This is a genomic window from Sorangium sp. So ce834 (assembly GCF_051521425.1).
In the GTDB taxonomy this organism is placed as follows: Bacteria; Myxococcota_A; Polyangia; order Polyangiales; family Polyangiaceae; genus Sorangium; species Sorangium cellulosum_D.
Genome location: NZ_CP150351.1, coordinates 2,153,887 through 2,167,527, shown reverse-complemented (window position 1 = coordinate 2,167,527; position 13,641 = coordinate 2,153,887). Strand labels below are relative to the sequence as shown.

The following is a 13,641-nucleotide window of genomic DNA, read 5'->3' as shown; positions in this document are numbered from 1 at the left end:
GGCCGAGCAGGATGGCTCGGCCGCCCGGCGTTCGCGCGCGAGGGCGGTGACAAGGGTACGTTCCTCGGTGTAAAGATCACGCGCCATGGCCGACCGAGCCGCCAACCGGGTCCGCGAGCGGCGCGAGGCGCGCGGGCTGTCGCAGATCGCGCTCGCGGAGCGCGCCGGGCTCACGCGGCAGAGCGTGGGCGCCATCGAGGCGGGCCGCGCGACGCCGGCGGTCGACGTCGCGCTGCGCATCGCGCGCGCCCTCGATGGCCAGGTCGAGGACCTCTTCGGCGCGCCGGGCGCGGCGGCCGCCATCGCCGCCGAGCTCGACGCCCCGGCGGCGTCGGGCCGCGCCGCGGTGGCGCGCATCGCGGGCCGCTGGGTGGCCTACCCGCTCGACCACGACGCGGCGCGGACGGCGGCGGACGGCATCGTGACCGGCGAGCGGCGCGGGAAGGCGGACGTCGAGCCCCTCCGGGCGCTCGCGGAGGTCGAGGACAACGTCGTCGTGATGGGCTGCGCGGCGGGCCTCGGGCTGCTCGCCGACCGGCTCAACACGCGGCCGGGGCCGGGGCGGTTCCTCTGGTTCCCCCGGTCGAGCACCGCGGCCCTCCAGGCGCTCGGCCGGCAGCGCGCCCACGTCGCGGGCGTCCACCTCGTCGACGCGCGCACCGGCGAGGCGAACGTCGCCGACGTCCGCAAGCTCGGGCACGCCGAGCCGATCGCCCTCATCACGCTCGCGCGCTGGGAGGCGGGCCTCGTGGTCCGCCGCGAGGACGCGGCCCGGATCCGCGGCGCGGTCGATCTCGGCCGCCCCGGCCTGCGCCTCGTCGGGCGCGAGGCGGGCGCGGGCGCCCAGCGGCTCCTCGAGCGCGAGGTGCGCGGCCACGGGCTGCCGCTCGACCTCGCGCGCAGGCCGCCGCTCCGGGCCGCCGGCCACCTCGACGTCGCGCGCGCCGTGGCCATGGGCGCGGCGGACACCGGCGTCGCCACGCGCGACGCGGCGATGGCGTTCGGGCTCGGCTTCGTCGCCCTGGCCGAGGAGCGCTACGACCTCGCGATCCCGCGCGCGTCGCTCGCCGACGCGCGGGTCCAGCGCCTGCTCGACGTGCTCGTCTCGGGCGCGTTCCGCCGCGAGCTGTCGGTCCTCGGCTACGACGTCCGCCCGGCGGGCGAGCGGGTCGCGGAGGTGCGGGCGGCATGACGGCGCGCGCGGGGCGGCGGCCCCCAGGAGCCTTGCGGATGAATCTCGTCCGACGACAGCTGTTGCGCGCCTTCCCGCGCCTGGTCCTCGCGGCATGCCTCGTCGCCCTCGTCGGCTGCGGGCGCTCGGAGCCGACGCCGGCCCCGCGCGAGGACAGGCTCGCCGTCTTCGCCGCGGCTTCCCTCCGGGACGTGTTCACCGCGATGGGCGAGGACTTCGAGCGCGCTCACCCCGGCGTCGAGGTCACGTTCAACTTCGCCGGCACCCAGGAGCTCCGCACGCAGCTCGAGCACGGCGCCGCGGCCGACGTGTTCGCCTCGGCCGATCAGCGCCACATGGAGGAGCTCGTGAAATCCGGGCGCGCCGTGGGCCCGGTCGCCTTCGCGCGCAACGAGCCCGTCCTCGTCGTCGCGCGCGAGAGCGCCGGGACGATCCGGGGGCTCGCCGACCTCCCCGGCGCGGCCCGCATCGTCATCGGCGCCCCGGAGGTCCCGATCGGCCGCTACACCCTGCAGATCCTCGATCGCGCGTCCGCGTCCCTGGGCGCGGACTTCCGCGCGCGCGTCGAGGCCAAGGTCGCCTCGCGCGAGCTCAACGTGCGCCAGGTGCTCACCAAGGTGCGCCTCGGCGAAGCGCAGGTCGGCGTGGTCTACCGGACCGACGCGCAGCCGGCGCAGGAGGGCGTGACCGTCGTGGCGATCCCGCCCGAGGTCAACGTCATCGCCGAGTACCCGATCGCGGTCGTGGCCGGCGCCGCGCACCCCGGGCTCGCGGCCGCCTGGGTCGACCTCGTGCGCTCGGAGGCCGGGCAGAGCGCGCTGCGGCGCGCCGGGTTCCTCGCGCCGTCCGGGGGTGGATCGGGCCCGTGAGCGCGCGCCTGCGCGCGGAGCGGGGCGCCCTGGCCGCGATCGGCGCGGTCCTCGTGGCGTTCCTCGCCGTCCCGATCCTGGCGCTGTTCGTGACGGCCACGGCGGCGGACGTCGAGCAGGGGCTCCGCCACCCCCTCGTCTGGCCCGCGCTGCGCCTGAGCCTCGTCACCACCGCGGCCAGCCTCGCCCTCGTGGTGGTCCTCGGGACGCCGCTCGCCTGGACGCTCGCGCGCGCGCGCGGGCGCCTCGCGCGCGCGGTCGAGACGGCGGTGCAGCTGCCCATCGTGATCCCGCCCGCGGTCGCCGGGGTCGCGATGCTCCTCGCCTTCGGGCGGCGCGGGCTCCTCGCCGGCTGGCTGTATCCGGAGGGGTGGTCGGTGACGTTCACGACCGCGGCGGTCGTCGTGGCCGAGGTGTTCGTCTCGGCGCCGTTCTTCGTGCAGGCGGCGACGAGCGCGTTCCGGCGGGTCGACCCGAAGCTCGTGGTGGTGGCGCGGACGTTCGGCGCGTCGCCGCTCCGGGTGTTCTTCCGCGTCGCGCTGCCGCTCTCGGCCCCGGGGCTCGTCGCCGGGGCGGCCATGAGCTGGGCCCGCTCCCTCGGCGAGTTCGGCGCGACGCTCATGTTCGCCGGGAACCTGCAAGGCCGGACGCAGACGCTGCCGCTCGCCATCTACACGGCGCTCGAGTCGGACATGCGCGCGGCGCAGGCGCTGTCGATGGTCCTCGTCGTCGTGGCGTTCGCGCTGCTCCTGTTCGTGCGGGCCGCGGCGCGGCGCTCCACCGGGCGCGGCGAGGCGGCGCCGTGACGGAAGCGGAGGGGCTGCGCGCCCGCGTGACGGCGCGGATCGGGCGCCTGCGCATCGACGCGGAGATCGAGACCGGAGAGGGGACGCTGGCCCTCGTCGGGCCCAACGGCGCGGGGAAGACGAGCCTGCTCTCGCTCTTGCTCGGCGTGCTCCCCGTGGACCGGGGGCGGGTGGAGATCGGGGGCGCGGTGCTCCTCGACACGGCGGCCGGGATCGACGTGCCGGTCGAGCGGCGCGGGATCGGCTACGTGCCGCAGGACTACGCGCTGTTTCCGCACCTCAGCGTCCGGGAGAACGTCGCGTTCGCGGTGAGGAGCGATCCATCGCGCCGGCGGGGCGCGTCCGTCGACGCGCGGGTGGACGCGGTGCTGCACGACCTCGGCATCGCCGAGCACGCAGGCCGCCGGACCGAGGCGCTGTCCGGGGGCGAGAAGCAGCGCGTGGCGCTCGCGCGCGCGCTCTCCGTGAGCCCGCGGGCGCTGCTGCTCGACGAGCCGCTGGCCGCGCTCGACGTCCACTCCCGCCGCGAGGTGCGGGCGTTCCTCTCGGGGTACCTGGAGGCGCTCGCCCTCCCGACGGTCGTCGTCACGCACGACGCGGCGGACGCGCGGCTCCTCGGGCAGCGCATCGCCGTGCTCGAGGCGGGGCGCGTGACGCAGGCCGGGACGTGGGAGGAGCTGGCTGCCCGGCCGGCGTCGCGCTTCGTGGAGGAGCTCGTCGCGTCGGCGCGCGGCGGGAACGAGTGACCCAGTCGATGCCCTGAGCCACGGCCGACCTCGGAAAACGAGCTGCCGCCCGCGCGCCGCTCCGTCAAAACGAGACGCCCAGGCTGAGCGCGCCCAGGGCTTGAGCGACGATGGGCGCGGAGCGCGCCTGGTCGACGGCGATGACGGGGCGCGGGAGGAGCGCGAGACAGGTGAGCTCGAAGCCGAGGCTCACGCTCGGAAGAAAGAAGAACTGGGCGTTCAGCCCCGCGTCGGCGGCAAAGAAGAAGGATGCCTCGCTGCGCCCCACGAGCGGCAACGCGACGTCGCCGGTGGCCTGGAGGTGATAGGCGCCGATGCCGAAGAGCGGCCCCCACTCCCAGTGAGGACCGGCAGCTGCTTGCCCGAGGTTCCAGCTGGCCCGGAGGAGCGCGAGCTCCTGGCGCACCTGGGCGGCGCCGCCTCGTGCACGGAACTCGGCGCCGAAGAGGGGGCCGCCCAGGAGCAGGCCGAGACGGAAGCTCTCGTCGAGGCGATAGTGCGCCCCGATCTGCACCCCAACGCCGCCGCCGACCGGAGGCGTGAAAAGGACGAGCCCGCCCGTGCGCACCTCGAAGCGGGGAGGCTTCTGGGAAAAGCGGAGCACCTCGGGGGCGGGCGGCTGCGCCTCGACGCCGAGCACGTCCCGCGCGGGGGTTTGGCCCGAGCCGAGCTCGAGCAGGCTTGCGCGCAGCAGATCGACGGCGCGCACGGCGAGGAGCATCGGGCCATCGCTCGAAGGGTCGATGAGGAGCTTGCGCGTCGTCGTCTTGCCCGTCACGCGATCCACGATGCACACCTCGGCGGCCGTGCCGCTGCCGTCGCGGCTCAGCGCGACGGCCGCGAAGGCCTCGCTCTCCTGCGCCTTTCGCTCGAGCTCCTCGGCCCCGGGCGGGCGCGCGGCGCTCCCGAGCACGATCACCTCGAAGGACTGCAGCTCGAGCTCGGCGCAGAGCCGTCCGAAGGCCTCGAAGAGCGCGGCGTCACGCGGGGGCGGCCGCACGACGAGCACCCGCTGCGCCCAGGCCAGTCGAGGGCAGACGAGCAGCAGCAGCAGGACGAGGAGCGTTCGCGCCCGCTGGACCATGGATCAGGGCTGCGCGGCGAGCTGTCGGGCCGTCGTGGCGTGGACCCCGCTCGGAAAGAGGCGCAGGTACTCCTGCGCCACCGCGCGCGCCGCGGCGGGCCCCTCGAGGATCTGGACCGTGCGCATCTTTCCCGCGAGCGCTTCCGCGGCGAAGGGGCCGCTCGGCGCCTCGCGGAGCGCCGTCTCGTACCAGGCCCTGGCGCGCGCGGCGGCGCCGCGGCTCTCGTGCAGGCGCCCGAGCAAGAAGGCGGCGCGGCTCCCTGCGGCCTTCGCGTAGCGCGCGCGCAGGGCGAGCAGGGCCTGCTCGGCGAGCTCGCCCTGCCCCACATAGCGAGCGGCGTCGGCCAGGGCGTTCAGATCGGCGGCGTCACAGGAGGCGAGACAAGCCTGCTCGCCCCGCGCCGCGGCCTCCTGGACCACGCGCCGGAACTCGCCCTGGGAAACGAGCTTGGTCCAGGACGGTCTGCCGCTCGGCGGGGCGGCCAGCGGCGCCGGATCTCCGGAGGAGCTCGGCTCCGGGGAGCTCGCGGGCTCCGGCGGCGCCGGCGCGACCTCGGCTCCCTCTCCCTGCGCGGCGGGAGGCGCGGGCTCGGGGCCGTGCGCCGCGGTGTCGCTGACGAGGAGCGTCCTCGCCGACGCGTCCCCCACGAAGCGCTGCCCCGCGCGCACGCTCACGGCGCCGAAACCGGCGTAGCCCTCCACCTCGACCGACCCCTCGTGCAGGATCACCTCGAGCCGCTCGCGGTCGGCGTCCCAGCGGAGCTCGAAGCGCGTGCCCGTGACGCGGACCGCGAAGGGACCCGCCACGAAGCGCCAATCGCTGTGACCGGTGTGCGTGATCTCGGCGTCGACTCGGCCGCGTTCGACCGAGATGCGGGCGCCGCTCTCGTTCTTGATCTCGTCGATGCGAAGGCGCGCCCCTGCCGCCGCCCGGATCAGCGTCCGATCGGAGAAGGTGATGGCGGCCGGGTGATCGAGGGGCACGCGCACATAGCCGCTCTCGTCCTCCGCCCCTTCAACGACATAGTCGAGGCCTCGCTCCGGCAGCCAGAGGAAGAGAGCGAGCAACACGCTCCCGGCGAGGGCGAGCGGCGCTGCCCAGCGCACGATCGCCCGCGGCTTGCTCGCGCGAGCCTGCTCCTCGTCGACGCGGCGCAGGAAGGCGGCGCGCGCCTCGACGCGCTCCGCCTCGCTCAGCCGAGCGGCGCGCTGCAGGAGCTCCGCAACGGGATCGAGCTGTCGTCCGGGGTCGCTCATGGCCAGAGTCCTTCACGCTGAGACAAAAACTCCTGGAGGGCTGGCTCACGCGCCTTTCGCAAGAGCTCACGTGCGCTCTCGAGCTCCCGGCGCAACGTCGATTCGGACACGCCGAGGGCCGCGGCCGTCTCGAGCATGTCGAGGCCTTGCACGTGGCGCAGCACGAAGGCCATGCGCCGGCGCGTGCTCAGCCTGTCGAGCACGCGGTGGAGAGCGCGGAGCACCTCGCGATGCTCGAAGTCGACGCGCTCGAGGGCGCGCTCGGGGAGCTCCCCGCTCGGGGAAAGGCCCACCCAGCGGCGTATCTTGCGCTTCCGGATCTCGAGCGCCGCCTGCCGCGCCGCGATGGTCGCAAGATAGCCACGGAGGGCCTGCCCGTCCTGGATGCGCGCGGCTCCCTGGATCAGGGACAGGAAGACCTCCTGGACCAGATCTTCGAGGCTTGTATCGGGGCCGAGGGCGCCATAGAGCACACCTCGCACGAGGCCGGAGTACCTATCCCAGATGACGGCCATGGCCTCGCGCTCTCCCGCGGCCACGCCGGCGACCAGGCTCGCGTCCGACCGCTTCTCGGCGGGAAAGCGGGCCAAGGTGGGCACCGGCGGCGGTGGGACGGAGCGCGTGGGGTGAGCCACTCCCTCCTAGTTACTTAGGGGCGTCTCGACCCGCCAGAAAAAATTCGCCCGCTGCCGGCCCGCGGGATCGGCGCAGGAAACTCGGAGCATTTCGCTTGCGCTCCACGGCATGGCCCCCCAGCTTTGCCTCGTTCCTTATGCGCCTCTCCCGCAGCACCTGGGTCCTCGGAGCCGCCGCGCTCTCGGCCGCGGCCTCGGGGTTTTCCTGTGAGGACCAGCTCATCCAGACGGCCACGCGGCTCCCGGGGGACGCGGGCCTCGGCGGCAGCTCTCCTTCCCTCACGGATCTCGCTTGTGAGGGCGAGCCGCCCGACAACGAGCTCCCTCCGGGCGCCGCCTTCGGGGAAGGAGAGGAGCTCGCGCCGTCGCCGCTCGTCAACGAGAGCTATGGTGCGCTCGAGGGCCCCGGTCTCTCCATCGCGGCGCGCGATGCCTTCCGCGTCCATCTCAACGGTGCTCTCATCGCCGTGAGCGAATCGGCGCGCGCCCCGCGCTTCGTGCCCCTCTCCTTGCTCCCGGGTGAGAACGTGATCGCCGTGAGCGTCCATGCCGCCGCGGGGATCCCCGCGGCGCTCGTCCAGCTCGACGAGCTCGAGCGCAGCTACGGGAGCGGCAGCGACTGGAAGCTGAGCACGGCGCCGGAAGGAGGCTGGACGGCGCCTGGCTACGACGACAGCGGCTGGACGGCCGCGCGCGAGCTGGGGAGCGCTGGAGATCTGCCGGGCTGCGATCCCGGGGGTTCCTTTCCATCGAACACGACGGCTCGCTGGATCGGGCCCGCGCCCGGGACGAGGGGGCCCATCGCCCTCCGAAAGGTGATACGGGTCGAGCCGGTCGGCTTCGGCGAGGGCACCACCGGGGGCGCGGGTGCGACGCCCGTGCTCGTCTCGAGCTGGGCCGATCTCGAGAGGCTCGCCCGCTCCGACGAACCGGCTGTGCTCTTGCTCGCCGAAGGCATCCACGACTTCCGCCGCGAGGGTTCGGACGTCGTGGACATCGAGGTCTGTCCGAGCGCCTGCTCGGAGGATGCCGAGAAGACGCTCTATCAGGTCCTCACCGGGGACGCGACCTGCGCGAGCCCGCTCGTCGGCGCGACGCGGGACGATCGCATCCTCCGCTTCGGCCCGAACAAGACGCTGGTCGGGCTCGGACGCGGCGCGGCGCTGCCAGGTGTGACCATGGCCCTCGACGAGAGCCAGAACGTCATCATCCGCAACCTCGCCCTCTACGATCTGAACGCCGGCCTGCTCGAAGCGGGCGATGCGTTCACGCTGACACACCCCTCCAGGGTCTGGATCGATCACGCGACCGTCAAGTGGATCAGCGACGCCTTTACCGACATCCTCGCGGGCACGAGCGCGGTCACCGTCTCCTATGTCCACTTCGACGGGAGCAACGAGGCCGAGTGCGGCGGCCGCGAGCGCTGGGCCTCCACGATCACCGACTCCGAGGTGACGATGCACCACTGTCGCTTCGATGAAACGAGCACGCGCGCCCCCCTCGCGGTCGGATCCCAGGCGCGCGTCCACCTCTTCAACAACGTGTTCTCGAACATCTCGGAGTGGGCGGTCGGCTCTTCGTGCGAGGGGCAGGTGCTGCTCGAGGCGAGCGTGTTCGAGAACGTCGAGGCAGCGACGCGGCGCTCGACCTGCAGCGGCTCGACGGCCATCGGGCTCCTCCTGGCCGTCCCTGGCTCGAACCTCTACCGCGACGAGAGCGGCGTTCACCTGGGCGGCGGGGGCGAGGAGCCAGCCGATGACGTCTTCACGCCCCCCTACGACTACGCGCCCGAGCGGGCGAGCGACGCCTTTCCCCAGGTGATCTCCCGCGCCGGCGCGGGAGGGCCCTGGGCGCTGCCGCTCGCGCGCGAGTAGCGCCCGCTTTTTTTTGACGGGTCCGGCCTCCCTCGAACAACCACCCGTCGTGTTTCCCTTCAGCGCGCTCTTCCGCCATTCCGGCAGCAGTCGAACCTTCCACCATCGTTCACTCGGGGCGGTCGCGTGGATCTGCACGGGCCCTCTCGCTCTCTTTGGCTCGTTCGCCTGCTCGAGCGAGCCGAACGCCGACCCCCTGGCCTCCGCGGCCGGAGGCGGCGCGTCCGCCGCATCCGGCGGGCCATCGAGCGGCACGACCGCATCCGGCGGGCCATCGAGCGGCACGACGGGGAGCGGAGGCACGGTGTCGTCCGGCGGCTCGGGAGGCGCTGGCACCGGCGCGAGCGCCGGCACGGGCGGCAGCTCGGGGACCGGCGGCGACGGCGGCGGCGGTTCAGGCGCAGGTGGCTCGGGCGGCGGCGGCGGCGCGTCCGACTGCAACAGCGTGACAGGTGGGCCGCTCGTGGAGGTGAACCGGGATGGCTCGGGGGATTTCACCTCGGTTCAAGCCGCGATCAACAGCGTCGCCAGGTCGAACACGACGCCCACCGTGATTCGCATCGCCCCTGGGACCTACGCCGAGAAGCTCGTCGTCGACCGCCCCCACCTGACGCTCTGCGGCCAGGCAGGCCGGGCGGAGACGACCGTGCTCACCTACGGCGACAGCGCCAGCACCTCGAACGGCGCAGGGGGCACGCTGGGCACCTCGGGGAGCTTCAGCGTCAATATCTCCGCGAGCGACGTCTCGGTCGAGAACATCACCTTCGCCAACAGCACGGGCCCAGGCATCCAGGCGGTCGCTCTCCTCGTCTCCGGGAGCCGCGTGCAGTTCCGTCGCTGCCGGGCCCTCGGTTACCAGGACACGCTCTACGTGAAGAACGGAACGCAGTACTTCAGGGACTGTTACATCGAGGGCAGCGTCGACTTCATCTTCGGGGGTGCCACGGCCGTCTTCGAGGACTGCACGATGCACAACGCCGCGGGCGGGTCGGCGATCACGGCGCCGAGCACGGACGAATCGAGCCCTTTCGGGATCGTGTTCCTCGGAGGACGGGCCACGGCGGCCGGCTCGGTCAGGTCCGGTTCGGTCGCCCTCGGTCGCAACTGGAGGCCCTACGGCGCGACCGCCTACCTCGGGACCGAGCTCGGCGCGCACATCGCGCCCCAGGGCTGGGTCCGCATGGGCGACAACACGCTCGCGACCGCGCGCTTCGCCGAGTACATGACCACGGGACCTGGCGCGAAGCCGAGCGAGCGAGCCCCGGAGTCCAGGCAGCTCGGCGCGGCCGAGGCTGCGCGCTACACGGTCGAGGGCATGCTCGCGCCCTGGAGGCCCACGTTCGCGGACTGAGCGCGCCTGTCATCGACCCTCGTCACCCGAGACCAAAGAACGATCAAAGAGCGATGAAGCACGACCTCTTCGCCTCCTTTCTCCTCGCGCTCTCCCCTCTCGGCCTCGCCCTCGCCTGCGGGACTTCGGAGCCCGACGGCCCGGGAGGCATCGACTCGCTGGCAGGGGGAAGCGGGAGCACGGGCGCGACGACGGGCGGTGCGGCGAGCGGAGAGAGCTCGGCCGCCGGAAGCTCGGTCACGGGTGGAGATCCGAGCCCCGGAGGCACGGGGGGCGGCGGATCGGCGAGCACCTCGGGGGGAGCGGGCGGCGGCGAGCCGAGCGCGGGGTCGGGTGGTGCGGGCGGCGACGGAGCCGGAGGCGCGGACGGCGCGGTCGACAGCGAGGGTTGTCCCCTGACCCTGGAGGGCTTTGCCAGCGTGAGCGGCGAGGGCCAAGACGGGACCCATGGCGGACGAGACGGAGAGACGGTCACGGTGACGACGCAGGCCGATCTCGAGAAGTACGCCGGCGCGTCCGAGCCCTATGTGATCCGGGTCCAGGGAAAGATCACGATGTCCCCCAGGGGCAAGGAGATCTCGGTCGCGTCGGACAAGACCATCGTGGGCGTGGGCGCGACGGCCGAGATCTCCCAGGGGGGGTTCTTCCTGGGGAGCGGCGTGCACAACGTCATCCTGCGGAACCTGACCATCGGGGACACCTTCGTCGAAGGAGACTGGGAAGGGAAGACGCAGGACTTCGACGGGGTCCAGATGGACACGGCCCACCACGTCTGGATCGACCACTGCCGCTTTCACCACATCGGCGACGGCATGATCGACAGCCGCAAGGACACCTCGTACTTGACGGTGTCCTGGAGCATCCTGAGCGATCACAACAAGGCGTTCGGGATCGGCTGGACGGAGAACATCACCGCGCAGATGACCATCCACCACAACTGGTTCCGCGACCTGAACCAGCGCAACCCCAGCACGGACAACGTGCTCCGCGCCCACCTCTACAACAACTGGCTCCAGCGCATCAGCTCCTACGGCAACTACGCGCGCGGCGGCACCAACATGGTGCTGGAGAACAGCGTGTTCGACACGGTGAACCGTCCGCATTATTATGACGACGGCACGCTGGTCGCCGCGGGGAACATCTACCGTTCCACCTCGGGGGACAAGGAGTCGAGCGGCTCCACGTATTCGTTCTTCGATCCGAGCGACTTTTACGAGTACTCCCTCGATCCCGCCGACCAGGTCGAGGCCCTGCTCACCAGGTGCGCAGGTCCGAGGCCCGAGCTCGGCCTTTGAGCCGCCCGCGGCGCCGCTCTCCGCGAGGACCAGCTCGGTGACGCGGATCTGCGCGCGGAACGCCGGATCCGTCGGGGATCGCGGCCGACCGGCGAGCGAGGTCACGCCCTCTGACGACGAGCCCGGAGCGGCTCGGGCGCGCCTCCTGAGGCGGCCTTCGGACGGCCGCCGACGAACGCCGCCAGGTGCTCGCCGGTGAGCGTCGACTTCGCCGCCACCAGGTCGGCCGGGGTGCCTTCGAACACGATCCGCCCGCCGTCGTGGCCCGCGCCCGGCCCGAGGTCGATGATCCAGTCGGCGTGCGCCATCACGGCCTGGTTGTGCTCGATCACGATGACCGACTTGCCGGCGTCGACCAGCCGGTCCAAGAGCCCGAGCAGCTGCTCGAGGTCGGCCAGGTGCAGCCCGGTGGTCGGCTCGTCGAGCACGTAGACGCCGCCGTCTTCGCCCATGTGCGTCGCGAGCTTGAGCCGCTGCCGCTCGCCGCCCGACAGCGTGGTGAGCGGCTGGCCGAGCCGGAGGTAGCCGAGCCCCACGTCGGCCATGCGCTGCAGGATCGCGTGCGCGGCCGGCGTACGCGCCTCGCCGGCGCCGAAGAAGCGGGCCGCGTCGTCGACCGACAGGTCGAGCACCTCGGCGATGTTGAGCCCGCCGAGCCGGTAGCCCAGCACCGACGCCTGGAACCGCCGGCCTTCGCACTCCTCGCAGACCGTGGCGACGCCGGCCATCATCGCCAGATCGGTGTAGATCACCCCGGCGCCGTTGCAGGTCGGACAGGCGCCCTCGGAGTTGGCGCTGAACAGGGCGGGCTTCACGCCGTTGGTCTTCGCGAACGCCTTGCGGATCGGCTCCAGCAGGTCGGTGTACGTCGCCGGGTTGCTCCGCCGCGAGCCGCGGATCGGGGTCTGATCGACCGACACCACCCCTTCCCGGCCGCACACCGAGCCGTGGATGAGCGAGCTCTTGCCCGACCCGGCCACGCCAGTCACCACCACCAGCACGCCGAGCGGGATGTCGACGTCGACGTTCTTCAGGTTGTGCGTGCGGGCGCCGCGCACCTTGATCACCCCCGATGACGTCCGCACCGACGGCTTCAGGGAGGCCCGATCGTTCAGGTGGCGCCCGGTGAGCGTGCCGCTGGCCCGCAGCCCGTCGACGGTGCCCTCGAAGACCACCTTGCCGCCGGCGGTGCCGGCGCCGGGGCCGAGATCGACGACGTGGTCGGCGAGCGCGATCACCTCCGGCTTGTGCTCGACCACGAGGACGGTGTTGCCCTTGTCGCGCAGCCGCCGCAGCAGGTCGTTCATCCGCTGGATGTCGTGGGGGTGCAGCCCGGCCGTCGGCTCGTCGAAGACGTAGGTCACGTCGGTGAGCGACGACCCGAGGTGGCGGATCATCTTGGTGCGCTGCGCCTCGCCGCCCGACAGCGTGCCGGACGGCCGGTCGAGGCTGAGGTAGCCCAGCCCGATCTCCACGAACGAGTCGAGCGTCTCCCGCAGCGTCGCCAGGAGCGGCGCGACGGACGGCTCGTTCAGGCCGCGCACCCACGCGGCGAGGTCGCTGATCTGCATCGCGCAGGCGTCGGCGATGTTGATCCCCTTGATCTTGGAGGACCGGGCGGCCTCGTTGAGCCGGGTGCCTCGGCACTCGGGACAGGTGGTGAAGGTGACCGCGCGCTCCACGAACGCCCGGATGTGCGGCTGCAGCGCGTCGACGTCCTTCGACAGGTACGACTTCTGGATCGACGGGATCAGCCCTGCGTAGGTGAGGTTGATGCCGTCGACCTTGATCTTGGTCGGCTCCTTGTGGAGCAGGTCGTGCAGCTCCTTCTTGCTGAACTTGCGGATCGGCTTGTCCGGGTCGAAGAAGCCGCAGCCCCTGAAGATGCGGCCGTACCAGCCTTCCATGCTGTAGCCGGGGATCGTGATCGCCCCCTCGTTGAGCGACTTCTTGTCGTCGTACAGCTGGGACAGGTCGATGTCGGAGGCCGAGCCCATCCCCTCGCATCGCGGGCACATGCCGCCGTTGACCTCGAACGTGCGCGACTCGGTCTTCTTCCCGCCGGCCTTCTCGACCACGATCTGCCCGGCGCCGCGGACCGAGGGGACGTTGAAAGAGAAGGCGTTGGGCGACCCGATGCGCGGCTTCCCGAGCCGGCTGAAGAGGATGCGCAGCATGGCGTTGGCGTCGGTGGCGGTGCCGACCGTCGACCGGGCGTTGGCGCCCATCCGCTCCTGGTCGACGATGATCGCGGTCGTCAGCCCTTCCAGGACGTCGACCTCGGGCCGGGCCAGCGTCGGCATGAACCCCTGCACGAACGCGCTGTAGGTCTCGTTGATCAGCCGCTGCGACTCCGCCGCGATGGTGCCGAACACCAGCGACGACTTGCCCGATCCCGAGACGCCGGTGAACACGGTCAGCCGCCGCTTGGGGATCTCGACGCTGACGTCTTTCAGGTTGTTCTCCCTGGCGCGCTGGACGCGGATCAGGTCGTGGCGGTCTGCGGGGTGCTGGCTGGAGGCGGTCATGTTT

General features: G+C 72.5%; 11 protein-coding genes. 7 read left to right on the top strand and 4 right to left on the bottom strand.

Annotated features, from left to right (window positions below):
- The first annotated feature begins 85 nt into the window (after positions 1-85).
- Genes WMF20_RS07820 through WMF20_RS07805 form a run of 4 tightly spaced genes read left to right on the top strand, consistent with a single transcriptional unit; the run spans position 86 to position 3,613 of the window.
- Positions 86-1,192 (top strand): substrate-binding domain-containing protein, encoded by a 1,107-nt coding sequence (locus WMF20_RS07820; protein ID WP_437612009.1) that lies wholly within the window; start codon positions 86-88, stop codon positions 1,190-1,192.
- Positions 1,193-1,230: 38 nt separating this feature from the next.
- The gene (gene modA, locus WMF20_RS07815; protein WP_437612007.1) at positions 1,231-2,061 is read left to right on the top strand and encodes a molybdate ABC transporter substrate-binding protein; all 831 of its coding nucleotides are present in this window, start codon (positions 1,231-1,233) and stop codon (positions 2,059-2,061) included.
- Positions 2,058-2,867 (top strand): ABC transporter permease, encoded by an 810-nt coding sequence (locus WMF20_RS07810; RefSeq protein WP_129573734.1) that lies wholly within the window; start codon positions 2,058-2,060, stop codon positions 2,865-2,867. The genes modA and WMF20_RS07810 overlap by 4 nt, the downstream gene beginning before the upstream one ends.
- Positions 2,864-3,613 (top strand): ABC transporter ATP-binding protein, encoded by a 750-nt coding sequence (locus WMF20_RS07805; protein ID WP_437612005.1) that lies wholly within the window; start codon positions 2,864-2,866, stop codon positions 3,611-3,613. Before WMF20_RS07810 ends, WMF20_RS07805 begins: the two co-directional genes overlap by 4 nt.
- Before the next feature lie 64 nt (positions 3,614-3,677).
- On the opposite strand, the gene WMF20_RS07800 is transcribed toward WMF20_RS07805, so the two are convergent.
- Genes WMF20_RS07800 through WMF20_RS07790 form a run of 3 tightly spaced genes read right to left on the bottom strand, consistent with a single transcriptional unit; the run spans position 3,678 to position 6,589 of the window.
- Positions 3,678-4,697, bottom strand: a complete 1,020-nt coding sequence (locus tag WMF20_RS07800; RefSeq protein WP_437612003.1) for a hypothetical protein — start codon at positions 4,695-4,697, stop codon at positions 3,678-3,680.
- A gap of 3 nt (positions 4,698-4,700) precedes the next feature.
- Entirely contained in the window at positions 4,701-5,954 is a 1,254-nt protein-coding gene (locus WMF20_RS07795) for a FecR domain-containing protein (RefSeq protein ID WP_437612001.1), read from the bottom strand.
- Positions 5,951-6,589 carry an RNA polymerase sigma factor gene (locus tag WMF20_RS07790; protein WP_437611999.1) on the bottom strand — a complete coding sequence of 213 codons (639 nt, stop codon included), beginning with the start codon at positions 6,587-6,589 and terminating at the stop codon, positions 5,951-5,953. The genes WMF20_RS07795 and WMF20_RS07790 overlap by 4 nt, the downstream gene beginning before the upstream one ends.
- A 137-nt stretch (positions 6,590-6,726) precedes the next feature.
- Here WMF20_RS07790 and WMF20_RS07785 point away from each other — a divergent pair, with 137 nt between their 5' ends.
- The 3 genes from WMF20_RS07785 to WMF20_RS07775 all read left to right on the top strand — a co-directional run bounded on the left by WMF20_RS07785 (position 6,727) and on the right by WMF20_RS07775 (position 11,109).
- Positions 6,727-8,463 (top strand): hypothetical protein, encoded by a 1,737-nt coding sequence (locus WMF20_RS07785; protein WP_437611997.1) that lies wholly within the window; start codon positions 6,727-6,729, stop codon positions 8,461-8,463.
- Between the two features lie 304 nt (positions 8,464-8,767).
- A complete protein-coding gene (locus WMF20_RS07780) occupies positions 8,768-9,814 on the top strand; it encodes a pectinesterase family protein (protein ID WP_437611995.1) in 1,047 nt (348 codons plus the stop codon).
- Between the two features lie 53 nt (positions 9,815-9,867).
- Positions 9,868-11,109: a pectate lyase family protein gene (locus WMF20_RS07775; RefSeq protein WP_437611992.1), complete on the top strand. Its 1,242-nt coding sequence runs from the start codon at positions 9,868-9,870 to the stop codon at positions 11,107-11,109.
- Between the two features lie 101 nt (positions 11,110-11,210).
- Here the strand turns inward: WMF20_RS07775 and WMF20_RS07770 are convergent, their stop codons facing one another.
- Entirely contained in the window at positions 11,211-13,637 is a 2,427-nt protein-coding gene (locus WMF20_RS07770) for an ATP-binding cassette domain-containing protein (protein WP_437611990.1), read from the bottom strand.
- Positions 13,638-13,641 lie beyond the last annotated feature (4 nt).